A 24235-nucleotide genomic window follows, 5' to 3' on the forward strand; every position below is an offset into this window, starting at 1 on the left:
TCCTAACTCCTAACTCCTCACTTTTCACTAAATGTATCTTTAAGAACAGCGCGAGCTGCCAAGTGATTACGAGTAGAGGTTAAAATTTCTGCTTCCCGCTCTAGACGAGTTACAGTATCTTGCATTTCTAGCAATAACTGCTGCTCTGCGGCGACACCGTAAAGGTTACTAGCTACCCAATAAGATAACTCTGTTGGGAGATCGGGTAAATCTTCTGGCAGTTCGATATTTTGTTCGGTTAATTTAGCTGACAGACGCACAACATCTCGCAGCAGTTGTTCTACTTCAGAAGATAAAGGTCGCAAATCTTTAGCCGGTGGTTGGTCTTCAATCCACTCAACTAAGCCAACCATATATGGCTTTTCACGAACATACTCTAATACACGAAATCTTTGCTGCCCTAAAGTCATCATCTTGATCCGATCATCTGGTAGCCTTTGGTGATGAATGATTTCGGCACAGCAACCAGTGTTTGCAATTGTACCTTTGACTGGATCGAACATCAAAACCCCGAACCTGCGATCGCTCTCCAAAATCGTGTTCATCATGATTCGGTAGCGAAATTCAAAGATGTGCAGAGGTAATGGCCTGGTAGGAAACAGAACTACTTCGGGTAACGGGAACAGAGGTAGTTCGCGAACTGCAATTTTAGAAGATGATGTCATTGTTACTTTGGTATAAACTTAATCTTAAAAAATAATTTTTCTCTGCTTTTCCCGTACTTTCTCTACATTCTATCATTTGTTTCCTAGCTAAAGAAAAGCCCTGAGATATATTTCTTCAGGGCTGTCCAAATATTCATACTAATGTTATTTGTCTTTTGTCCTTCGTCCTTTGTCCTTTGCCAATGACAAATGACCAATGACCAATGACTAAATTAAAGTTTGACTTCAATATCTACACCCGATGGTAGATCCAATTTCATCAGGGCATCAATAGTCTTAGAAGAGGGCTGGTAAATGTCAATAATCCGGCGATGAGTACGGGTTTCAAAGTGTTCCCGTGAATCTTTATCTACGTGAGGCGATCGCAGCACACAATAGATTCGGCGTTTTGTTGGTAAAGGAATTGGGCCTATAGCTGTAGCGTTGGTGCGGTTAGCTGTGTCTACAATCTTCTCGCAAGATGTATCTAATAAGCGCCTATCAAAGGCTTGTAAGCGAATTCTAATCTTCTGCTGCTGTAGAGTTGCCATCTTTAATTTTCCAGGTTCTAGAGATTTTAGATTCTAGATTTTAGATTTTAGATTTAATCCAAAATCTAAAATCCAAAATCTAAAATTAATTAAGGGAAGAGAAAGGAGCAGAGAGGCACAATAAATACCATCTCTGCTCCTTCATTATGAGCAAAAAGGTGCTACTTCAAAATTTTGGAGACAACACCAGCACCGATGGTGCGACCACCTTCGCGGATAGCGAAGCGCATTCCTTGTTCAATAGCGATCGCGTTGATCAATTCTACTGTCACTTTAATGCGATCGCCTGGCATCACCATTTCTACTTCTTTACCTTCATCTGAGGTGTAGCCTTTGATAGTACCAGTTACATCGGTTGTCCGTACATAGAATTGGGGACGATAGCCAGCGAAAAATGGAGTCTTACGGCCACCTTCTTTTTCTGTGAGGACATACACTTCCCCTTCAAATTGAGTGTGAGGTGTAATTGAACCTGGTTTGGCTATCACCATACCGCGCTCAATATCTTCTTTTTTAAGACCACGCAGTAGTACACCTGCATTATCTCCAGCCAGACCTTCTTCGAGGCTCTTCTTGAACATCTCAATCCCGGTGACGGCGGTACTACGAGTGTCTCTCAGACCAATTAGCTCGACAGTATCGCCAACCTTAACTTTCCCACGTTCAATCCGTCCAGTCGCTACAGTACCACGACCTGTGATGGTGAACACGTCCTCTACAGCCATCAGGAAGGGCTTATCAACATCCCGCTCAGGAGTGGGAATGAAAGAATCCACAGCATCCATCAATTCGTAGATTTTGTCTACCCAAGGATTTTCACCTCTTTTGGTCTTAGGATTCTTGGTCATTGCTTCGAGAGCTTGCAGACCAGAGCCTTTGATAATGGGGATATCATCGCCAGGGAAATCATAGCTGGTTAACAGTTCTCTTAGTTCTAGTTCTACTAGTTCCAAGAGTTCTGGGTCATCCATTAAGTCTTCTTTGTTCAAGAATACAACCAGACTGGGAACACCAACCTGTTTTGCTAACAGAATATGTTCGCGGGTCTGGGGCATAGGCCCATCGGTAGCAGCTACTACGAGGATGCCACCATCCATCTGAGCCGCGCCGGTGATCATGTTCTTCACATAGTCAGCGTGGCCTGGACAGTCTACGTGAGCATAGTGCCGATTTTCGGTTTCATACTCAACGTGAGCGGTATTGATGGTAATACCCCGTGCCTTTTCTTCTGGAGCGTTATCGATTTGATCGTAGCCTTTAGCTATAGCTTGACCAAGAGCTGCCAAGGTCATAGTAATGGCTGCTGTTAACGTGGTTTTACCGTGGTCAACGTGGCCAATAGTACCAATATTGAGGTGGGGTTTATTTCTTTCAAACTTTGCGCGTGCCATGAATGCTCATTTCCTTATTTTAACTAAGCGTTCCCTTTGCTTTTTGCAATGATAGTTTCAGCTACGCTGCGAGGCACCTCTTCGTAGTGGCTGAACTCCATCGTGAAGATACCCCGACCTTGCGTTTTTGACCGGATATCAGTGGCGTAGCCAAACATGGTCGCCAGTGGAACTTTGGATGCGACCTTAGCAAGTCCCTGTTCGGTGCTTTGGCTTTCAATTTGCCCCCGGCGGGCGATGAGGTCGCCAATGACGTTCCCAATATAGTCTTCAGGAACTTCAACCTCAACTTTCATCATAGGCTCTAAGAGGACGGGTGAAGCTTTCAGCACAGCCTCTTTCATCGCCATTGAACCAGCGATTTTAAAAGCCATTTCCGAAGAGTCTACATCGTGGTATGACCCATCAATTAGCGTCGCTTTAACGTCAATTAACGGATATCCAGCGAGAACACCGGATTCGCAGCTTTCTTTCATTCCTTGTTCTGCGGGACCAACATACTCTTTAGGTACTGAACCGCCAGCAATTTTGGAAACGAACTCAAAGCCAGTACCAGGTTCTCCAGGCTCCAAATTGATCACAACGTGACCGTATTGACCTTTACCACCACTTTGGCGGATGAATTTGCCCTCAACTTTGTTTACAGCTTTCCGAATTGTTTCTCGGTAAGCTACTTGTGGCGCACCTACATTCGCTTCAACCTTGAATTCTCGCAACATCCGGTCTACTAGAATTTCTAGGTGTAGCTCTCCCATTCCCGCGATCACGGTTTGGTTTGTTTCGGGATCGACGCGGACACGGAAGGTGGGGTCTTCTTCTGAGAGAGATTGCAGAGCCTTGGACAGCTTGTCCATGTCGTTCTTGGTTTTGGGTTCAACCGCTACCGAGATCACAGGCTCAGGGATGAATAGTGATTCCAGAATTACTGGCGATCCATCATCACAGAGCGTGTCACCTGTCAAGGTATCTTTCAATCCCAGGGCTGCTCCCAAATCACCTGCTCGCAGTTCATCGACATCTTGCCGATCGTCTGCTTTCATGAGAACTAAGCGGGAAATCCGTTCTTTCTTATTCTTACTAGCGTTGAGAACGTAGCTGCCCTTCTTCAGGACACCAGAATAAACGCGAACAAATGTCAGGCGACCGTAAGGGTCAGCCATAATCTTGAATGCCAGAGCTGCTAGGGGTTCGTTGTCATCAGCCCGCCGCTCAACAGTATCGCCATTGGGCAGTAAGCCTTGAATTGGCGGTACTTCACTTGGCGCTGGCAGGTAATCAACAACGGCATCCAGCATCAATTGCACGCCTTTGTTTTTGAATGCCGAACCACAAAGTACTGGTACAATTGTCCCCGCAATTGTGCCTTTACGCAGGGCAGTCCGAACTTCCTGTTCTGTAAGTTCTTCGCCATCGAAGTACTTAGCCATTAGAGCATCATCGGTTTCTGCCGCGGCTTCTATGAGCTTGGTACGGAATTCGTCTACCTGCGCTTGTAGTTCTTCTGGGATATCAGTTTCCTGAATATCGGTTCCTTGGTCATTAGCGTAAATATACGCACGTTGCCGTACTAGGTCAACAATACCTCGGAAGTCGTTTTCACTACCAATTGGTAGTTGAATGGCGATCGCATTCGCCCGCAGGCGATCGCGAATTTGCTCGTGAACTTTATAAAAGTTCGCTCCGGTGCGATCCATCTTGTTGATAAAGGCGATCCGAGGAACTTTGTAGCGTTCTGCTTGCCGCCACACTGTCTCAGACTGCGGTTGCACGCCGCCCACAGAACAAAATACTGCGATTACACCATCCAATACGCGCATGGAGCGCTCAACTTCAATTGTGAAGTCTACGTGACCAGGAGTATCGATAATGTTAATTTGATGATCTTTCCAGCTGGTACTGATCGCAGCAGCAGTAATGGTAATTCCCCGTTCCCGCTCTTGCTCCATCCAGTCTGTGACGGCAGTTCCTTCGTGAACTTCGCCAATTTTATGAATTATCCCAGAGTAAAATAATATTCTCTCTGTTGTTGTTGTTTTGCCCGCATCTATATGCGCCGCAATACCAATGTTGCGTACTTTCTCTAGCGGGATCGTGCGTGCCACAGCTACCTCCTATAGTTTTTGCCTCATGATATCTTGTATATTACTCTTTGTTAAGATTCTATACTTTTACGGAAAACCGTCTTTTTTGTAAATCCACGATATACCGCTTCGGCAAGGCGATATATCGCTTTTTTACTTAGTAACGATAGTGGGCAAATGCTTTGTTAGCTTCCGCCATCCGGTGTGTTTCTTCACGTTTGCGAATGGCATTGCCAGTTTCGTTAGCAGCATCCATTAACTCATTTGCCAATTTGCTGGCCATTGTCCGGCCTGGTCTTGAGCGGGAATATTGCACTAACCAACGCAGTGCTAGGGTAGTGCCCCGTTCTGTACGCACTTCCATTGGTACTTGGTAGGTTGCTCCACCAACTCGCCGAGCCTTTACTTCTACTAAAGGCGTGGCATTTCGCACTGCTCTTTCAAAGGTTTCTAAGGCACCAGCACCAGTGCGTTCTTCAATAGTTTTTAAGGCATCATAAACAATGCGTGCGGCAAGCGATTTCTTACCATGACGCATAATCCGTCTGATAATCATGCTGACAAGGCGACTGTTATATACAGAGTCAGACGGAACTGGGCGCCTTTGAATAACACCACGACGAGACATACTTCACCTTTAATTCGGAATTGGCAACGAAATTATATGCTATCAGACACCGGAAACTAAAAGCGGTAGAACCCAACCCTCAGACTTCCTCAATTTTTTCGACCGTTGCAGCAAGGCTGACCTAATTTACTGCCAATTTTGGATTTTGGATTTTGGATTTTGGATTAAAAGTTTTCGTTACATGTTCCGAGCGCAAGGATCTGAACAAATCAAAAGTCTGTAAGCCTCATCCCCTCGTGGGTTCAGCCAATCCAAAATCGCAAATTTAAAATCTAAAATTGTTTGACTTGCTACCTGCAACTAAATACTCAAGGCGACAAGATTATAAACTTTAATGTTCAGATGAGAAATTTGCTGTTGGTTACAGCCTTCTCTTCAGAACTTCTACACTTGCTCGCTTAGTGTAGGTGTAGCTTGCTTGATTTTTTTAAACAGACATAACTACTGCTAGAACACAGACGGCGATGCTTTTAAGGTAGACGATTAATCGTGTTGGATGCGATTAATCGCCCAATCCTATTTTTTCGCTTCTTTGGGCCGCTTGGTTCCATACTTGGAACGGCCTTGCTTGCGGTCTTTGACTCCGGCTGTATCTAGGGTGCCACGGATAATGTGGTATCTCACGCCTGGTAGATCCTTAACCCGACCGCCACGAATCATTACAACTGAGTGTTCTTGTAAGTTGTGACCAATGCCTGGAATGTAAGCTGTAACTTCAAATCCAGATGTAAGTCTGACTCTTGCTACTTTACGTAGGGCTGAGTTAGGCTTTTTTGGTGTGGTCGTGTATACTCTGGTACAAACTCCCCGACGTTGGGGGCATTGCTTCAGAGCAGGGGACTTGGTTTTCTGACGCGCTTGTTCGCGCTCAGTTCGTATTAGCTGCTGTATTGTTGGCATGAGTTACAGCGCGTAAAGCTGCTTATGGTCTAAGTTTTAACAAATCCTGATTATATCTTTTTTTACGGCTTTATGTCAATTGTGATTTTTCCTTAGTGATTGAACATCTGTTTTTTGACTAATGCTCAATCACTAATGACTTAAGGAAAAGGAATTGCCACAGCCACAAGTAGCGATCGCCTGGGGATTGTGGAAGCGAAAACCACCACCCATTAAGTCTTCTGAATAATCCACCCTCAAACCGTTGAGGTAATTTAAGCTTGTGGCATCTATAACTACTTGAATTTCATCCAAGTCGAAAACCTGGTCGCCAACTTTTATTGCTTCATCGAAGGACATATCATAAAATAACCCGGAACAACCACCTGGTTTTACTGCCAATCGAAACAAGACATTTGGCTGTTGTTTGGACTTTATGCGCCCAATTTCACTCACGGCTGCTTGACTCAGATGAATCATGGAACTCGTTTTTTGCAATTGAATACCCCATCTTCCATTTTACAGATGGGTTGACCCTTGCTTGTGCAAAATTCTAAATCATCTAAAGTATGAGCGCGATCGCTATTACTACATTTATAACACTAACATATTTCAGTCCCCACCTTAACTAGGTAGGGACTTCTGGGGTGTAGTAGTTCGTTTACAAAGACGGTTTACACGAATTACCTTTGGGATTAAAGCTTTAATAGCGTTCTTTTGGTTTTAATCTTTGGTACGGGCATAGTCGTCTTGGTAGCGAATAATATCATCTTCTCCCAAGTATTCGCCATTTTGGACTTCAATCAACACCAAGGGGATCACGCCAGGATTCTCTAAACGATGAGATGTACATTGGGGTACATAAGTTGACTCATTATTGCTCAGTAGTACTTCTTTCTCCCCACAAACTACTCTAGCTGTACCAGAGACAACAATCCAATGTTCACTGCGGTGATGGTGCATCTGTAGACTGAGGCGGTGTCCGGGCTTAACTTCGATGCGCTTAATTTTGTATCCGCGCCCTTCTTCCAAAACTGTAAAAGCACCCCAAGGACGTAATTCAGTTGCAGCAACGCCCCTAGAAGTGATGGCTGGAGGTAGGTGTAGAGTTTCAGTCTGTGTAGTTTCTTGATATCGAGCCATAGTTACCTCATTTGAAGACATAACAAACCGTTGGTACTCTTAACTATTGATAAAAAATCTGGCGTTATCTTGCAAGCTTGAAAATCAGCAATTTTGTCGCACTTTGATAAACATAGCAAAATCAAACCTGATGGTGTAAACTATCACTACTAAAATTCTGATGTTTACACCAAGTCTTCATCAAGCAAAATGGCAGCTTGTTGTAAACTTTAAAAAGTGACTGAGGATTGGGGATTGGGGAAGGTGGGGTCCCCTCTGGGGATAAGGGGTAATGGGGATTGGGTTTTTTTCTATTACCTCATTTTCGTGGTTGTAGGAAAATACCAATTCCGTTGTGAACACGAGCAGCGGTACTAGGCGATCGATCGAGTAGTTGCCCTCCCAAATAAAGGCTGGTAGAACTACCGCCGTCTAAATTTAGGGCATCCACACAGCCCATGAGTTGCATCAATTGGGCGTGTTCTGCCAAATTAGGCCCATAACCACCGACACGATTATGGGTGGCAGTAATCATTAGTGTGCCTGTTGTCGTTGTGCAAATACCGCTACGAATAGCTTTTTCGGCAATAAAGGCATTGCTGAATTTTTCACTTTTGGCATCAAGGACAATTTGACGGTTTTGGACTAATAGTGGCCCAGCCCCGATAATGTGGGGATAACGACTAAAATCAGCTGGAGTAGTGGCGCTGGAAATGCTGACTGTGCTTCCAATAGGTAGCTGGGAGGCAGCACTAGTAGCGTTAGCGCGTAAGGTTAGCAGGTAGCCATCCTGGGGAATGGGAACTGCTGTGCCACCAACTTTGCCGCCTGGTAACTGTTGAGTAATTTGGTCTTTCTCTACCACTAAGATAATTTCGTTATCTGTCAGGGGTGTGTAAGTTGATCCCCAAGCTGGAGTATAACGAGCAATGCCACTCTGGACGTAACCACTGTTGAGAAACAGAATTGGTAGGTGCTGGTCATTTGCTGCGATTAAAGTTTCTTCTAAGGTGAGACGACCAAAGTAAAATTGGCCTGAATCATTCCAAGCGATCGCACCTCGATTCAAAATGGGGCCTGATAACCATTGATTATCCCGACGAATCGCACCCAATGGCAATCTATTATTACGGTTAAAATAACCACCATTAATTCCAGCGACAGCTAAGTAACGTTGGGCTGTTTGAATCAAGGGAGCAGTACCCGCAAGTCCATCAAGGCTAGCCCACATCGGTTTCAAGGTTAGCCCAAATTTGCGGGGATTAACTTCCAGCCAGACCACCGGAAAGCGTTCTGTGCCCAAGTTTACATAATGCTGTCGCCAGCGCAATCCTGGGGCCCAAGTAATATCCCGCTCTTCTAAAGGATCGGGTCGAATATCGATAATCAGGCGATTGGGGTTAGCGACAGTACTAACTTGAGGCGATAGACCAAAGGGAACGCTCAAACTAATAATCGTTTGGTTTTTCAGCACCTCCACTTTTTGAATCAGTGGTTCAGGGGGTGATGGTATTGGTTGTGTTGGTGTAGTTGGTAATAATTGTTTGAGCAGATTTGGCAGTAATGTTGGTGGTGCTGCTGGTGGCTTCGGGGTATAGCGTTCTATCAAAACGGGATCGGCTATTCCATCCAGGGTAACTGTCCACTCTCGATTTGGCGGTGTGGTGGATTTTGGGGTTGGCGTATCTGGATCGGAAGATGGAGTTTGCGGTTTGGCGATCGCAGAACCTTGTGCTACTTGCCAGGGAGTGGGACGATCTAAATTGACAAGCATCCGAGTTTGCTGCAAAGGCGCACTCGCCTCTGGAGATTCCTGGCTCTGAACAATATTTGTGATTTGTGTTTTGGGGGTAGCAATCACCAAAGTGTTACCATTAACTTGAATTTGCCATCCCGATGTTTGAGCAAAATTAGTAATATCCAGATAGCGATATGCTCCTAGTAGCCTAGCGGTTAATATCTGTGGCGTTGTCACCGACGAAAACCACTGTATTGGTTGCTTCGCTGAATTACTATTGTTTAAGAAATTTACTCCAATTAATTGCCTGAATGCCCCGTCACTGAGATGAGTTGTGACCTGACCAGATTTTCCAGGTTGCTGCAACCAAGTTCCTGCTAAAGTACGACCATTGAGGGAAATTTGATTGCCAGAGGATGCCACACCTCTTGAGGGAGGTGCAGGTGACTGTGAGATTAACTTGGGTACTGATTTGGTGGTTTTTGGGGACTCCTGGGCGTTGATAGGATAGGTAGTAATTAAGCACAGTACTGTCAAAAGTATTGGTGACACAGTAGCTCGAAAAAATTTGCGTTCGCTAATCCCTGATTGGCAACAATTCGGCATTTTTACCATAATTTACTAGGTATTTTTGAAACCTATCACCCAAGGTATAAACTAACTAATTATTGACAAATATAAAGAAAACATGACTTTATTTTTGAATAAATATGGTAATCTACATATTGGATAGTTATCTCTTATAGACATTAACTAATTTACTTAGACGCCAAAGCCACTGCAATCAAGTGTTTTAACTGGCACTAATTCTAACCATACTATACACGGTAGTTTTGGTTATCAAAACTGGATTAAAATATTTAATCCTGACTGAGCGTTGCTACTATTCAGTTAGGTATGGTCAATAGTAATATATGTGGCAAGTGGTAAGCAGCAAAACTCTAGACAACAACAATATTTGGGAATTGTCAAATGGGTATATATTGTAATACGCTGATTTTATTGCTGGATCAGGATGATTTCGGCTTTAAAACATAGTACAGCCTTCAATTTTAGTTTTGAGCCGAAATAGGCTCTATGAGTAACTAGCCTGTATATGGAAAGAGGGGATTGAGAAAATACTTAGCTTCACAATATAAAAAAGGAACTGTCAGGGCGAAAATAATGTCTTGGCAGAAGTAACTTGTCTAACACCGCATAAATACATAAAGAATACGCAACTATTTTAACACGGGTGAACGACGAAAGTAAAACCGAAGTTAAAATTTTTTTTCCCTAAATTTCGGTGCTTAATATATTTCTCCATCGCGGAATTTAGAAAATTTTTCCCGTAAGTAGTGGCAAAATTGGTAACTCAATACTTCAGGAACAGGGTATGAATAATCAACCGATGAATCAAGACCAGAAAATCACAGCGGATATCAACTCAAGAAATACCTATCAGGGGCAAAAGTGGTTAGTAGAGGAACGAGATGCCTGTGGTGTAGGTTTTATTGCTCATCGTCAGAATCATACCAGCCACGAAATTGTCAAAAAAGCTTTAGCTGCTTTAACCTGCTTAGAACATCGGGGAGGTTGTAGCGCCGATCGAGACTCTGGTGATGGTGCAGGAGTATTGACAGCAATACCTTGGGAGTTGTTCCAACAAGACTTTGCCCAAAGAGGGAAGGAATTTCCATCCACCGATAATATAGCTGTGGGGATGATATTTCTCCCACAAGACCAAGAAGCAGCACAAAAAGCTAGGGCGACTGTTGAGCAAGTAGCTGCTGAAGAAAAATTGATTGTATTGGGTTGGCGAGTAGTGCCAGTGCAATCTGATTTACTAGGGGTACAAGCAAGAGAAAATCAACCCCAAATTGAACAAGTTTTGTTAGCTTCTGTTGACAAAAGCGGCGATGAATTGGAACGGCAGTTGTATATTACCCGCCGCCGAATTAGTAAAATTGCAACCAAAATTTCAGAAGAATTTTATATCTGCTCGTTATCAAACCGGACAATTGTCTACAAAGGCATGGTGCGTTCTGCCGTTTTGGGCAACTTTTATGAAGATTTAAAAAATCCAGCTTACAAAAGTGCCTTTGCTGTCTATCATCGCCGCTTTAGTACCAATACGATGCCCAAGTGGCCCCTAGCCCAACCGATGCGGCTTTTAGGTCACAACGGCGAAATCAATACCTTATTGGGTAACATCAACTGGATGATGGCGCGAGAAGCTAGCCTGAATCATCCAGTGTGGAATAATCGCATCCAGGAACTCAAGCCACTAGTTCATATTGATAACAGCGATTCAGCTACCCTAGATAACGTAGTAGAATTGCTGGTTTGCTCTGGACGCACCCCCTTGGAAGCTTTAATGATTATGGTTCCAGAGGCTTACCAAAATCAGCCTTCTTTACGTGAATATCCAGAAATTGTTGATTTTTATGAATATTACAGTGGTCTGCAAGAAGCGTGGGACGGGCCAGCACTTTTAGTATTCAGCGATGGTAAAAAAGTTGGTGCAACTCTAGATCGTAATGGTTTAAGACCCGCTCGTTACTTGATCACCAAAGATGATTACATTGTTGTAGCTTCGGAAGCTGGTGTCGTGGACTTCCCAGAAGCCGATATTGTCGAGAAAGGTAGACTCGGCCCAGGGCAAATGATTGCTGTGGATTTAGAAAATCAGGAAGTGCTGAAGAATTGGGATATAAAGGGGCGCATCGCCAAGCAGCACCCTTATGGAGAATGGCTGCAACAACACCGTCAAGAACTCAAAGAAATTGTCAGTAGTCAGTCGTCAAATGGAAATGGAAATGGACATCTGGCTGCTGAGAATGGTAACGGGCATAGTACAACTAACAAAATTGACAAGCAAACCTTACTTCAGCGTCAAACTGCCTTTGGCTACACCATAGAAGATGTGGAAATGGTGATTCATCCAATGGCGATCGCAGGTTCGGAACCAACTTTCTGCATGGGTGATGATATTCCTTTAGCGGTGCTGTCAGCAAAGCCTCACCTGCTTTATGACTATTTTAAACAGCGCTTTGCTCAGGTGACTAACCCCGCGATCGATCCCCTGCGGGAAAAGCTAGTCATGTCTCTGAAAGTCGAACTAGGTGAACGGGGTAACTTATTAGAACCCAAGCCAGAATATGCCCGGAGATTGAAACTTGAATCGCCAGTGTTGACTGATGATGAACTAGAGGCAATAAAGCTGTCAGGATTTGCTACGGCTGAGTTATCAACCCTATTTGCGATCGCCAATGGCCCAGAAGGATTGAAAGCTGCTGTGCAATCTTTACAAGCACAAGCAGCTGAGTCAGTCCGAGCAGGTGCAAAGATTTTAATATTAAGCGATAGTGTCAATGACAGTATCAACACAGAATATACCTACATTCCTCCCTTATTAGCAGTGGGTGCAGTGCATCACCACCTGATTCGGGAAGGGTTGCGGATGAAAACATCCCTGATTGTCAATACTGCTCAATGCTGGAGTACCCATCACTTTGCTTGTCTGATTGGCTATGGTGCTGGTGCAGTTTGCCCGTATATGGCTTTAGATACGGTGCGTGATTGGTGGTCTGATCCCAAAACTCAAAAGTTAATGGGTGTGCAAAAAATTCCCACCCTTACCCTAAAAGAATCTTTAGGAAACTATCGCAAAGCAGTAGAGTCAGGTTTACTCAAAATTCTCTCCAAAATGGGAATTTCTCTGCTCTCCAGCTATCAAGCAGCCCAAATCTTTGAAGCTATTGGCATCGGTGGAGATTTAATCGAATTGGGATTCCGTGGTACGACTTCCCGCATCGGTGGTTTGAGTGTAAGTGAACTCGCTGATGAAGTGCTTTCCTTCCATAGCCAGGCTTTCCCAGAACTGACGACCAATAAGTTAGAAAACCTGGGCTTTGTGCAATACCGTCCTGGTGGCGAATACCATAGCAATAACCCAGAAATGGTGAAGGCGCTGCATAAAGCTCTAGATGGCAACGACTACAACCACTACGAAGTTTACAAAAAGCACCTCCAAGGTAGACCAGTAACAGCCTTGCGGGATTTACTGGACTTCCAAGACGATCGCCCTTCGGTTCCTCTAGAAGAAGTGGAATCAGTATATGAAATAGTCAAACGCTTCTGCACCGGAGGCATGTCTTTAGGCGCTTTGTCAAGAGAAGCCCATGAAACCTTAGCGATCGCCATGAACCGCATCGGTGGTAAATCCAATTCTGGAGAAGGCGGCGAAGATCCAGTACGCTATACAGTTTTAGATGATGTAGACGAGTCTGGTCACTCGCCAACCCTACCTCATTTAAAAGGATTGCGGAATGGCGATCGAGCTTATAGTGCCATTAAACAAGTTGCATCAGGACGCTTTGGTGTTACGCCAGAGTACCTAGTTAACGCCAAACAAATTGAAATCAAAATTGCCCAAGGTGCTAAACCTGGGGAAGGTGGACAACTACCAGGGCCAAAGGTGAGCCAATACATTGCGATGTTAAGGCGCTCCAAGCCAGGTGTAACGCTGATATCGCCACCACCACACCACGATATCTATTCAATTGAAGACCTAGCGCAACTGATTTTTGATCTGCACCAAATTAATCCCAAAGCAAAGGTGTCAGTGAAGCTAGTATCAGAAGTTGGCATTGGCACGATCGCAGCTGGTGTAGCTAAGGCCAACGCTGATATCATTCAGGTTTCCGGTCATGATGGTGGTACAGGTGCATCGCCACTTAGTTCTATTAAACACGCTGGCTCACCGTGGGAACTCGGCTTAAGTGAAGTGCATCGCGTCTTGATGGAAAATAGCCTGCGCGATCGCGTGATCTTACGCGTAGATGGCGGACTTAAGAGTGGCTGGGATGTGGTAATAGGTGCATTGATGGGCGGTGAAGAATTTGGTTTCGGCTCCGTCGCTATGATTGCTGAAGGCTGTATCATGGCGCGAGTTTGCCACCTGAATACCTGCCCTAAGGGTGTTGCTACCCAGAAAGAAGAACTCCGTAAGCGGTTTACAGGAATACCAGAACAAGTTGTCAACTTCTTCTACTTCATAGCCGAAGAAGTGCGGAGTTTGCTAGCCCGACTTGGCTACCGTTCTTTATCAGAAATCATTGGGCGTGCAGATTTGTTGAAACTGCGCCCAGAAGCAAAACTCACCAAAACGCGATCGCTGAATCTCGACTGTTTACTTCAGTTACCAAATAGCAAAGACAATCGTAGCTGGTTGGTGCATGAAGAAGTCCACAGCAACGGCGTGGTTTTAGATGACAAGTTTCTTGCCGATGCTGAAATTCAGGCTGCCATTAGGGATCAGTCTACTGTTACTAAGACTTACCCGATTGTCAATACTGATAGAACAGTAGGCACAAGATTAGCAGGTGCGATCGCTTCTCAATACGGTGATAGCGGCTTTGAAGGACAAATTAATCTCAACTTCACAGGTAGTGTTGGGCAAAGCTTTGGTGCTTTTAATCTCCCCGGTATAATTCTGAGCCTAGAAGGAGAAGCAAACGACTACGTAGGTAAAGGGATGCATGGTGGTGAAATCATCATCAAACCTCCAACTGCTGCCACCTATAACCCATCACAAAACGTGATAGTTGGCAATACCTGTCTCTATGGTGCTACTGGAGGCGTGTTATTTGCCAATGGTTTAGCAGGAGAGCGCTTTGCTGTAAGAAACTCCAAAGGCATAGCAGTAATTGAAGGCGCTGGGGATCACTGCTGTGAATACATGACGGGTGGTGTGATTGTCGTCCTTGGTAAAGTAGGACGTAACGTAGCCGCTGGCATGACTGGTGGACTGGCATATTTCTTGGATGAAGACGACTCATTTCGTGAGTTAGTCAACCCAGAAATTGTCAAAATTCAGCGGGTGATTACAGAAGTAGGTGCCAAACAACTGCAAGAGTTAATCCAAACTCATGCGGAACGAACTGGTTCACCAAAGGCTAAGAAAATTCTGCAAAACTGGCAAGAATTTTTGCCGAAATTCTGGCAATTGGTTCCACCTTCCGAAGCTGATAGTCCAGAAGCTAATCCTGAAAAGACAACAACTGAGTTCAGTTTAGTGACTAGTAGTCATTAAGTGAGTTTAATGTGATTCGTAGAAACAGCTTTTAGATTGCCTCGTTCCCAGTCTCCGACTGGGAATGCCCGTTGTTGAGGCTCCGCCTCTCTTGCTGGCGGCAGAGCCTCCAAGAGCAGCATTTCCAGCCGCAGGCTGGAAACGAGGGTTTAAAGGAGTTTCAACTGAAGTTGACACCAACGGGCACTGCCCATTAGTGTCAGCTTAACGCGAAACCGCTTGTCCGCCGGAAATTGAAATTCCCGTCTCATAGCTAAAGTCATCTGAAGATGACTAAATATCGCCAGAAATCTCCAGTCTACTTCAGTGGACTTAAGCCTATTAGCCCGAAAATTTATTTCTGGGCGGGCATGGAAGCCAATAGTTAAGCTATTTCCAGCTTAAGTTGACACCAATGGGCACTGCCGTGCCCCTACGGGTGTACCTCACTAGATCGGGAAATGCTATATCTTTACTAACTGATTCAGAAATAAGTATTTTAACCAAAAAATAAATATAATTTTAGTTTTTAGCCAATTACTATTGACTAGTTAACTATAATTAATAATTATTGCTTTTTGTTAGCAAGTAACTTTTGCTCTTTATCCTGAATTTCTAAAAGTTCTGGAATAGTGACAAAACGATAGCCTTGCTTTCTAAAGTTGCTAATAATTTCTGGTAAAGCTTGCACAGTTCTAGAACGGTTCCCGCCACCATCATGCATCAGCACAATTCCACCAGGTTTTGAATCTTTAATTACGTTATTTATCAACTTTGGTACAGCTGGTAACTTATAGTCTGTAGAGTCAGCCGACCACATTACCACAGTATACTTTTGACCTTTAGCATAAGCAGCTAATCCATTGTGCAGGTTGCCACCTGGTGGTCGGAAGAGATTTGTTTTAGCACCTGTAACTTGATAAATTAGGTCTGTTGTGCGGTCTATTTCAAAAGCTGCTGCTTGTTGATTAAAGAAGTGATACCAGTGATGCCAAGTATGATTGGCAATGACGTGACCTTGAGCGACAATCTGCTTTCCTATCTCTGGAAAATTTTTTAAATTCTGCCCGACGACAAAAAACGTTCCTTTGATATTATTTGATTTCAGGATATCTAATATTTGCTCTGTAGTTTCAGGCCAAGGGCCATCATCAAATGTGAGAGCAATCACCTTCTCGCCTTGAGTGAGTTTTGCAGACTCAATTGTTGCCCCTTGAAAGCTTAATGGTATAGGGTAAGCTAGACCCTTTGTTTGTGCTTGTTGCTGCCAACTTGTAAGCATCGCCGCTTTTAATTTCTCAATGCGCTGCTGAGTTCCTACGTTTGCAGTTACATCTTTGATATTTATACTTTGTCTACTCTGAGCCTCTGAAGCATTTGGTCTTAGAAGCATCATAAAAGCAAGACTAAAAACACCACCTAAGGCAAGCAACGCAATTAATATTCCTTCTGGCCACAGAAACGACTTATTATTTTCCACCTCATAGCTCCTTCAAAGATCGAACCATCAACCACGGTTATGACGGTACGTCATAGCAGATTTTTTAGACATTTTTAGATACAATTGCTTTCTGGTAATCCCGAAAATTGGAATTGGGACTAACGGAAATTTAGAATCGAGAAAATAGCCAGACTTTCTCACCCATAAGCTGTATAATTTACAACTTAGTGAGTTATTCGATTAACATACAAAACTACTTACAAGGGGTGGAGTATCTTTCAAAAAAGAGTTTAGTCAACTATTAGTTCTATTCTTGATAGGATATATTCTACTGCCTGCTGCCATTGCTTCCTTTTTAAGAAAAAGTTAAGTTTTCAACTGACAGAATTTCCCTTGTACTTTCTATGAAATAGGCAGACGAAAATTGATTCAATATAGTTTCTCATTGCCAAGGGGCACTTATTCGTTAATCTAAATACTTTTAACTCATTCAGCAAAAATAATTCTATCAGCAGCTTAGTTATCTTTATAGATGCTGATACTTTAGCCGAAATTGCTAGTAGCTTTCTGTCTGTTAATGTTTTTCTCGATAATTTAAGGATATTTATATCTTAATTAATAGTACAGTTTAATATGCACTGTCACCGTATAATTACGGAATTTAATCGCATATATATAAGCAATTTTTAAAATCGTAATTGGTATGGCATTTATAACTATAAAAGCATTTAAATCTAGATTTGTATGTAATATTTTTTACTAATGATATTTTGTTTAACTAGATTCTTGTATTTAAAAGTACATTTAAGTCTTGATTGATTTTATGTAATATAACTTAACAATATAAAAATAAAATATATTTTCTTGCAACTCAGTTTCGCTTCATAACTTGCCTTATAATTACATCAATTAGAATTAGGATTTTTAATCATCTATTTAGCAATCCTAATTATTAGCTTATATTTTCTTAGACAGGTCATAGTTTTTGACAAATATTTTTGCTGATCTCCAGTAGATGCGATAAGTGTAGTATTTAATACTTGTATAATTTGACTCTAAACCCAGTTTTCCTCTTACATATACCTTTTGAGTCACAATAATCAAGGTATTTGTCTAACTTCTGAAAGTGGCTAGAAATTTGTATGGTTCCTCATGAAAGTGATGCAAAAGAAGAACGTGCATCGTTAAAAGTATGGCGTAGTTCGCAAGAAAATCTGATTTTAATTGTGATCGCACTGTGTTTGGCATTCTTAATCAGGACTTTTATCGCTGAACCCCGCTATATACCTTCTGACTCGATGTTGCCTACCTTACATACAGGCGATCGCTTGGTAGTTGAAAAAATCTCCTACCATTTTCACCCTCCCATAACTGGGGATATTATTGTTTTTCAGCCACCCGCAGAACTACAACGTCGAGGATATCCCAAAGACCAAGCCTTCATCAAGCGGGTTATTGGCGAACCTGGTAAGGTAATCAGTGTTGATTCTGGCAAAGTCTACCTCAACGGTCAAGCCTTGGCAGAAGACTACATCGCTGAACCCCCAAATCAGCCATATCGGCCAGTGAAAGTCCCAGAAAATGAATTTTTTGTCATGGGAGATAACCGCAACGATAGTAATGACTCTCGCTATTGGGGCTTTTTACCCAGAAAAAATGTTATCGGTCGGGCAGCATTTCGCTTTTGGCCTCTCGATCGCATTGGGTTTATCTAAAACGTTAAATAATACATCAACTGAGCGATCGCATCACCAGTTAACTCTAACCGTCGTTGGAAATCAGCCAGGTTACGATAAAGCCCGGCTGATTGCCGATTTTTCACTACAGCTTGCGCCAGAGATAAATCTATAAATGGAATTTGTGCTAATTTTTCAACGGTTGCGGTGTTCGGGTTAACTAAATGGGTAGGGCTTTCTAAAGATTCGTGGTCATAGTAAATAAAATTTAGCAGAGGCTTTAATGGCTCCAGGCGCGGCGCTGGCATACCCAAAGCCGCAGCAATATCTTCAATACAGTAAAATTTAACACCAGAACGTGAAAGTTCTACAAGCGATCGCGCTTGGTGAATTGACAACCCTGGTAAGCGTAACCAATCATCTACAGTCGCTTGATTAGCATCAATGCGAATACCCAATTTGGCAGCTATCTGAATTTCCTCCCCAGATTGTAAGCGATAGTAGGGATCGTTGAGCAGCTTGGCGCGGAGTTTTTGCAGCCTGGAGTTTAAAGGTAGCCAGTTATTCATGATTGTCACTCACCTCAAGAAATCTGGTCTAGCAATTGGCGGCGCTTTTGCTCAAATTCATACTCAGAAATCAGTCCATCCTGGCGCAGAGCATCTAATTCCCGCATTGCATCAGCGATCGCTCCTACCTGACTAATCACCTTTTGTGAGTTCCTTGCTGCTGACTTACCGAGATTAAAATTGCGATCAAAAGCTTCTTCGTCTTGAGCTAAATACCAAACTCCCTCAATCGCACTGGCTACCTTGGGGATAGGCGTCCAGGAAAGCAACACATACAAAACACCCCACAAAGGCTGTCCCAGATAGAATTTATGTAATCCTGAAATTGTCAGCGTACCAGAAAAAGCTAAAACAGCAGCGACACTTCGGCTTTTGCGCTTAGTCAACATATTTACAACATATTTCTAATAAATCTACCAACACCATAGTTTCTACAATCAGACAGTCACGTCGCTTCTCTACGAGACGCCAAGGGCGAACGCTCCGAATTCAAAATTCAAAATTCAAAATTAATGATCCTCATAAATAAATTTAGGGGCTTGTATCATGAGTCGTTTTCGTTCAAAAGGCGCAGAAACAATTCATCCCAAACTAAATCTTCCCAATCCCCAGTCCCCATTCCCCAATTTAAAGAAATTTGAGTAAGTTTCACATGACTGTGCATTGAGCTTTGATGCTAATTTTAAGTTTTCAACGGATCGATTACTACGATGTCACAGATTTTCCTACCACCAAAATGGCTTGAACAGCTTTACGATCCTTACGCTGTGCTAGGAATTTCTGTCAGTGCTGACGATCGCCAGATTTTTAAACGCTATCACACTTTAGCAAAGCTGCTACATCCCGATCGCTATGCCAAAAGCTGCAATCCAGACCAACAATTAGCAACGGCAATACTTAGCTATTTAATCAATCCAGCTTATGAACAACTCAAACATCGACACAAGCGCTTGATTGCCATAGCTATGCTGCGATCGGACACAAGAGTGCTACAACAGCAAGCTTTGTGTGCCCAAAATGCCATAGCTGATGAAATTAGGGAAATGTCTCCACCTCAAGCACAATTGTTTTACGAAGAAGCGATCGCCTCCTACGCAGAAGCTCAATACAAATCACTCCATCAGTTTTATCAAGTTACACAACAAATTAGCATACTGAATTTAGTTTACTTACAATTGCATAAACCTGACCTGTTCTTACCACCAAAAGCTGTTCGCATCATCCCTCAAGTAGAAATCAAGCCAGTTGAATTGACATTAGATGAAAAAACTAATGTCCAACCAATTTTGACAAACTACGCTCAACGTCACTACCAGCGAGCTATTGAGTACGTCAGGCTAGCCAACTGGCCTCTAGCCGTGCAAGAACTGCGCGATGCCATCAAGTTAGAGCCAAACAACAGCAACTATTATGCCTTATTAGGTTTGGTACATCTAAAACAGAAATTTATCGGTATGGCCAGGGTTTACATCCGGCAAGCATTAAAACTTAACCCGCAAGATTCACTAGCTCTGAAATACGCTCCCGGACTGAAAATTCAACCAGGTGAAAACACCAATCCGAAATCAATGGCAAAAGCTCTGAGTATTGCAGCTTTATTAAGTCGATTTAGTAATGGGAAACCTTCTCAAGTCAAGTGTTGAAATTTCGGTAACAAACCGTACTAAAACCGAAGCTTCGTGACTAGATTACTCTCCTAGAGTAAAATAATAAATAGAAGTAAAACTATTAAGCTGCTGAGTCTGGGCACTCAGTTTAATATAAGCAATATGGGATTCTTCGATTCTGAGATAGTTCAGCAAGAAGCAAAACAGCTGTTTGAGGATTATCAAGCGCTGATCAAGCTTGGCAACGGCTACGGCAAATTTGACCGCGAAGGCAAAAAGCTGTTTATTGAGCAAATGGAAACCATGATGGATCGATACCGCATCTTTATGAAGCGCTTCGAGTTATCAGAAGATTTCATGGCGCAAATGACAGTAGAACAGCTAAAAACACAATTAGGTCAGTTTGGTGTAACCCCGCAACAAATGTTTGACCAAATGCACCTCACTTTAGAACGGATGAAAGCCGAGCTAGAAAAACAAACCTAGTCAATTTTAGATTTTAGATTTTGGATTAATTGTCAATCCAAAATCCAAGATGCTATCTAAAATCCAAAATTATTGTGACTTGGGGCGAGAAAACTGCGAAGGTGGTTTGAATTTTTCTACGGGTACGTTCTTAAGTGCTTTCTCCATAAAATCTTTCCAAATGGGAGCGACCATAACACCGCCTGTTGCATGGTCAGCTAATTGTCTGTTGTCGTCTCTTCCTACCCAGACAGCAGTTGTTAACTGTGGCACAGTGCCTACAAACCAAATATCCTTTTCTGATGATGTTGTTCCTGTCTTCCCTGCGGCTGGGCGGCCGATCGCAGCACCTTTACCAGTACCTTCATTGATTACCGATTGCATCACATCTAAAATCGCTGCTGATGCCCAAGGATCGAGAACTAGCTGCGGTTTAGGGGTGTTATCTAGCAACACATTACCACTACTATCAGTGACACGGGCAATTACAGTTGGTGGAGATTGCCAACCATAGTTAGCGAAGGTAGCATAAGCACTAGCCATTTCCAGAGGGGTGACACCAATTGCCCCAAGTGGCAAGGAAGTCACAGGTTCCATCGGACTCGTAATACCCAAGGTACGACAGGTTTCGATCACTCTATTCATCCCCACAGCCTTACCAACCTTGATTACAGGAATATTTCGTGATTGGGCTAAAGCTGTGCGGATTGGCATTGATCCTCTAAAAGTATTATCATAATTCCTCGGAGAGTACCAACCGTTACCATCTCGATAGCTGACTGGAGAATCTTCCACCGTTGAATCTGGCGCATATTTACCACTAGCGAAAGCAGTATAATATACAAACGGTTTAAAAGAAGATCCGGGCTGCCGTTGAGCTTGAGTTGCACGATTAAATTCACTGGTCTTAGGATCTATACCGCCCACCAATGCTTTGATAAAATGCGTGCGTGGATCAACTGCCACCAGGGCCATTTGATTCTTAGATAATCCCTGCTCTAAAAGTGTTTTATGCCACTTCGTAACAGTTTCTTCTGCCATGATTTGGAAGTCGGCATCAACTGTAGTTTGCACCCGCATCCCGCCTTTGAGCAGTGTCTCACGCCCAAACTTCTTAGCTAACTCCTGCGCTACAGTATTGGTTACATAAGGCAGGGCACTACCTTGAAAGGATTTAATTCTCCCAAGTTTGATTTCTTGCTTGAGGGCATCATCATAGTCTGACTGGCTGATCCAGTTCAATTCCAGCATCCGTCCCAGCACTTCTTTTTGTTTCTGTTTTGCCAGCTTCATGCTCACAAACGGGCTGAATTCTTCTGGTGCTTGGATTAAACCCGCCATCATTGCCGATTCACCCAAGCTTAAATATTCTGATGACTTATTAAAATAACTGCGGGCTGCCGTTTGTACACCATAATTGTTATGACCCCAATAAACTTGATTGAGGTACATTTCTAATATTTGGTCTTTATTGAGAATTTGCTCTAACCGGATTGCTAGCACAGCTTCTGCTAACTTGCGGGTAAAAGCACGCTTACGAGACAAAAACAGATTTTTTACCAATTGCATAGTAACAGTAGAGCCACCCTCTTTGACTCCACCTGCTACAGCATTAACTACCACAGCACGTCCCACGCCGACGGGGTTAATACCGTGGTGATCGTAAAAGTGGCTATCTTCACTTGCCAACACGGCCCGTTTTAAATTTGGGGAAATTCTATCTAGAGGTACGACTTCACGGTTGGCTTCACCGTGGATACTCGTTAAGAGTTTGCCCTTAACGTCATAAATATAAGTCGTTTCCGAGGGAAAGAAGTTACGTAGCTGTCTTACATCTGGCAAATTACGGAAACTGATGGCTAAACCAACTAGTCCTCCGGCTACAATGGAACTTGCCAGCATGGTGATTGAAAGGAGAGTACCGCCAGTTACCTGACCGACTCCTTTCAAAAACTCAAAACCTGATGAAGCCCGATCCTGTGGCTTTTTATCTCCCAAAGCACTAGACGATGACACGGCTATTTCACTTCCTCACTTGTAAATTGAACTGTAATTGATTGGGTGAAGCAAGGCGGTTAGTTTTTTGCAATTATAGTAGTTTGGCGGATGAGAAAGTGGATAAATTGCCAGTGGATATAACCAACTTAACTTCTAGAGTAGAAAGCATAACTAGTAGTGAATCTCTTAGAAAAGAGCAAGATTTTTCTTGGCTGCGTCGTGGTGTAGTAGAAGTTTTCCCACAATCAGTTGATGTTAACAGCGAAAGTCTAGAAAGGCTATTACTAACTACAAACCAACCTTTGAGGGTCAAATTAGGGATTGACCCTACTGGTACTGATATTCATCTTGGTCATAGCATACCAGTACGAAAACTGCGAGGATTTCAAGATGCAGGACATACAGCAGTTCTAATTATTGGCGATTTTACAGCGCGTATTGGCGATCCAACTGGTAAATCTGAAGTACGTCGTCAGCTTACAGAAGCAGATGTCGCACAAAATGCTCAGACTTATCTTGACCAAGTACGTCCTATCTTGGATTTTGACACACCAGGAAGGTTAGAGGTGCGCTATAACTCCGAATGGCTCTCTGAACTAAACTTAGAGAAAATTTTGGAGTTACTCTCCACGATGACAGTGGGGCAGATGTTAGCGAAAGAAGGATTTGCCGATCGCTATAAAAAAGAGAATCCGATTTTTATCCATGAGTTCCTGTACCCGTTAATGCAAGGTTTTGATTCGGTTGCAGTTGAGGCAGATGTGGAATTAGGTGGCACTGATCAGAAATTTAACATCGCTGTAGGTAGAGATTTGCAGCGTCATTTTGGTCAAAAGCCTCAATTTGGAATGCTGCTGCCAATTTTGATTGGCACAGATGGGGTGCAAAAAATGTCCAAGTCTTTAGGTAATTATATCGGATTGGCAGAACACCCAGGACAAAAGTACCAAAAGTTACAAGGAGTTCCCGATCATCTGCTGTCACAGTATTTTGAACTGTTGACGGATTTACCTTTGGATCAACTGCCAGAAAATCCGCGCGATCGCCAAACACTCTTAGCTTATGAAGTTGTCAAGCAGTACCACGGCGAAACTGCAGCCCAAGAGGCAAAAGTTGCAGCCCAAAGTGGCGGCAAGGAAGGTGTAGTTCCAGAATTCTCTCTTTCTTCTGGCGTGCAGCAGTTCCCTACTAAGTTAGCGTATATTCTGAATGTCACTGGCTTGTGCAAAAGTACGGGGGAAGGAAAGCGGAAAATCCAAGAAGGTGGAGTGCGTTTAGATGGCGATCGCATCACTGATGCTGATATCACTTTCGATTCTCCCGCCCAGTTACAAGGTAAAGTTTTACAAGTTGGGAAAAATAAGTTTGTGCGTTTAGTTTGAATGGGGAA

The 24235-nt window shown here is 43.2% G+C and carries 18 protein-coding genes; 5 read left to right on the forward strand and 13 right to left on the reverse strand.

What is annotated here, in order from left to right; all coding sequences use genetic code 11:
- Window positions 1–17: 17 nt before the first annotated feature.
- From V7L07_RS16450 to V7L07_RS16490, 9 genes are all read right to left on the reverse strand, one after another.
- Window positions 18–665: an LON peptidase substrate-binding domain-containing protein gene (locus V7L07_RS16450; protein ID WP_335059533.1), complete on the reverse strand. Its 648-nt coding sequence runs from the start codon at window positions 663–665 to the stop codon at window positions 18–20.
- A gap of 212 nt (window positions 666–877) precedes the next feature.
- Window positions 878–1195: a 30S ribosomal protein S10 gene (gene rpsJ, locus V7L07_RS16455; protein WP_008232935.1), complete on the reverse strand. Its 318-nt coding sequence runs from the start codon at window positions 1193–1195 to the stop codon at window positions 878–880.
- Between the two features lie 161 nt (window positions 1196–1356).
- Window positions 1357–2586, reverse strand: a complete 1230-nt coding sequence (tuf, locus tag V7L07_RS16460; RefSeq protein WP_334779439.1) for an elongation factor Tu — start codon at window positions 2584–2586, stop codon at window positions 1357–1359.
- 23 nt (window positions 2587–2609) lie between these two features.
- A complete protein-coding gene (gene fusA / locus V7L07_RS16465; RefSeq protein ID WP_179067582.1) occupies window positions 2610–4688 on the reverse strand; it encodes an elongation factor G in 2079 nt (692 codons plus the stop codon).
- A 136-nt stretch (window positions 4689–4824) separates the two neighbouring features.
- Complete coding sequence (gene rpsG / locus V7L07_RS16470; protein ID WP_069070112.1) at window positions 4825–5295, reverse strand: 30S ribosomal protein S7; 471 nt, start codon at window positions 5293–5295, stop codon at window positions 4825–4827.
- Between the two features lie 516 nt (window positions 5296–5811).
- A complete protein-coding gene (gene rpsL / locus V7L07_RS16475) occupies window positions 5812–6195 on the reverse strand; it encodes a 30S ribosomal protein S12 (RefSeq protein ID WP_015214573.1) in 384 nt (127 codons plus the stop codon).
- 132 nt (window positions 6196–6327) lie between these two features.
- Window positions 6328–6654 (reverse strand): HesB/IscA family protein, encoded by a 327-nt coding sequence (locus tag V7L07_RS16480; RefSeq protein WP_292853756.1) that lies wholly within the window; start codon window positions 6652–6654, stop codon window positions 6328–6330.
- Between the two features lie 243 nt (window positions 6655–6897).
- The gene (locus V7L07_RS16485) at window positions 6898–7317 is read right to left on the reverse strand and encodes a cupin domain-containing protein (protein WP_069070111.1); all 420 of its coding nucleotides are present in this window, start codon (window positions 7315–7317) and stop codon (window positions 6898–6900) included.
- 298 nt (window positions 7318–7615) lie between these two features.
- Window positions 7616–9640: a phosphodiester glycosidase family protein gene (locus V7L07_RS16490; RefSeq protein WP_335059606.1), complete on the reverse strand. Its 2025-nt coding sequence runs from the start codon at window positions 9638–9640 to the stop codon at window positions 7616–7618.
- A 769-nt stretch (window positions 9641–10409) separates the two neighbouring features.
- Here V7L07_RS16490 and gltB point away from each other — a divergent pair.
- Window positions 10410–15110, forward strand: coding sequence for a glutamate synthase large subunit (gene gltB, locus V7L07_RS16495; RefSeq protein ID WP_335059535.1), 4701 nt, complete (start codon window positions 10410–10412; stop codon window positions 15108–15110).
- Between the two features lie 547 nt (window positions 15111–15657).
- On the opposite strand, the gene V7L07_RS16500 is transcribed toward gltB, so the two are convergent.
- Window positions 15658–16569 carry a polysaccharide deacetylase family protein gene (locus tag V7L07_RS16500; protein WP_335059537.1) on the reverse strand — a complete coding sequence of 304 codons (912 nt, stop codon included), beginning with the start codon at window positions 16567–16569 and terminating at the stop codon, window positions 15658–15660.
- 1103 nt (window positions 16570–17672) lie between these two features.
- On the opposite strand from V7L07_RS16500, the gene lepB reads away from it, so the two are divergent.
- Window positions 17673–18245 (forward strand): signal peptidase I, encoded by a 573-nt coding sequence (gene lepB, locus V7L07_RS16505; protein WP_335059539.1) that lies wholly within the window; start codon window positions 17673–17675, stop codon window positions 18243–18245.
- On the opposite strand, the gene V7L07_RS16510 is transcribed toward lepB, so the two are convergent.
- Window positions 18242–18775 carry a ComEA family DNA-binding protein gene (locus tag V7L07_RS16510; protein WP_335059541.1) on the reverse strand — a complete coding sequence of 178 codons (534 nt, stop codon included), beginning with the start codon at window positions 18773–18775 and terminating at the stop codon, window positions 18242–18244. The genes lepB and V7L07_RS16510 overlap by 4 nt on opposite strands.
- Before the next feature lie 14 nt (window positions 18776–18789).
- On the reverse strand, window positions 18790–19164 hold the full coding sequence (locus V7L07_RS16515) for an NINE protein (RefSeq protein WP_335059543.1): 375 nt from the start codon (window positions 19162–19164) through the stop codon (window positions 18790–18792).
- A gap of 321 nt (window positions 19165–19485) precedes the next feature.
- Between V7L07_RS16515 and V7L07_RS16520 the strand changes: the two genes are divergently transcribed.
- Both V7L07_RS16520 and V7L07_RS16525 read left to right on the forward strand, forming a co-directional pair.
- The gene (locus tag V7L07_RS16520; protein WP_335059545.1) at window positions 19486–20418 is read left to right on the forward strand and encodes a J domain-containing protein; all 933 of its coding nucleotides are present in this window, start codon (window positions 19486–19488) and stop codon (window positions 20416–20418) included.
- A gap of 126 nt (window positions 20419–20544) precedes the next feature.
- Window positions 20545–20868 (forward strand): DUF1825 family protein, encoded by a 324-nt coding sequence (locus V7L07_RS16525; protein WP_179067573.1) that lies wholly within the window; start codon window positions 20545–20547, stop codon window positions 20866–20868.
- 69 nt (window positions 20869–20937) lie between these two features.
- Here V7L07_RS16525 and V7L07_RS16530 read toward each other — a convergent pair whose 3' ends face one another.
- Window positions 20938–22863, reverse strand: a complete 1926-nt coding sequence (locus V7L07_RS16530; RefSeq protein WP_335059547.1) for a transglycosylase domain-containing protein — start codon at window positions 22861–22863, stop codon at window positions 20938–20940.
- Between the two features lie 149 nt (window positions 22864–23012).
- Here V7L07_RS16530 and tyrS point away from each other — a divergent pair, with 149 nt between their 5' ends.
- Complete coding sequence (gene tyrS, locus V7L07_RS16535) at window positions 23013–24227, forward strand: tyrosine--tRNA ligase (protein ID WP_442936061.1); 1215 nt, start codon at window positions 23013–23015, stop codon at window positions 24225–24227.
- Window positions 24228–24235: the final 8 nt, after the last annotated feature.

The sequence above is a fragment of the Nostoc sp. genome (assembly GCF_036916985.1).
Classification (GTDB): domain Bacteria; phylum Cyanobacteriota; class Cyanobacteriia; order Cyanobacteriales; family Nostocaceae; genus Nostoc.

Coding starts and splice junctions, on each gene's coding strand:
- V7L07_RS16485 (WP_069070111.1), bottom strand. CDS start 7,317: ATGGCTCGATATCAAGAAACTACACAGACTGAAACTCTACACCTACCT.
- V7L07_RS16525 (WP_179067573.1), top strand. CDS start 20,545: ATGGGATTCTTCGATTCTGAGATAGTTCAGCAAGAAGCAAAACAGCTG.
- lepB (WP_335059539.1), top strand. CDS start 17,673: ATGGTTCCTCATGAAAGTGATGCAAAAGAAGAACGTGCATCGTTAAAA.
- V7L07_RS16450 (WP_335059533.1), bottom strand. CDS start 665: ATGACATCATCTTCTAAAATTGCAGTTCGCGAACTACCTCTGTTCCCG.
- V7L07_RS16490 (WP_335059606.1), bottom strand. CDS start 9,640: ATGCCGAATTGTTGCCAATCAGGGATTAGCGAACGCAAATTTTTTCGA.
- rpsG (WP_069070112.1), bottom strand. CDS start 5,295: ATGTCTCGTCGTGGTGTTATTCAAAGGCGCCCAGTTCCGTCTGACTCT.
- tuf (WP_334779439.1), bottom strand. CDS start 2,586: ATGGCACGCGCAAAGTTTGAAAGAAATAAACCCCACCTCAATATTGGT.
- V7L07_RS16480 (WP_292853756.1), bottom strand. CDS start 6,654: ATGATTCATCTGAGTCAAGCAGCCGTGAGTGAAATTGGGCGCATAAAG.
- V7L07_RS16515 (WP_335059543.1), bottom strand. CDS start 19,164: ATGTTGACTAAGCGCAAAAGCCGAAGTGTCGCTGCTGTTTTAGCTTTT.
- rpsJ (WP_008232935.1), bottom strand. CDS start 1,195: ATGGCAACTCTACAGCAGCAGAAGATTAGAATTCGCTTACAAGCCTTT.
- gltB (WP_335059535.1), top strand. CDS start 10,410: ATGAATAATCAACCGATGAATCAAGACCAGAAAATCACAGCGGATATC.
- V7L07_RS16510 (WP_335059541.1), bottom strand. CDS start 18,775: ATGAATAACTGGCTACCTTTAAACTCCAGGCTGCAAAAACTCCGCGCC.
- rpsL (WP_015214573.1), bottom strand. CDS start 6,195: ATGCCAACAATACAGCAGCTAATACGAACTGAGCGCGAACAAGCGCGT.
- V7L07_RS16520 (WP_335059545.1), top strand. CDS start 19,486: ATGTCACAGATTTTCCTACCACCAAAATGGCTTGAACAGCTTTACGAT.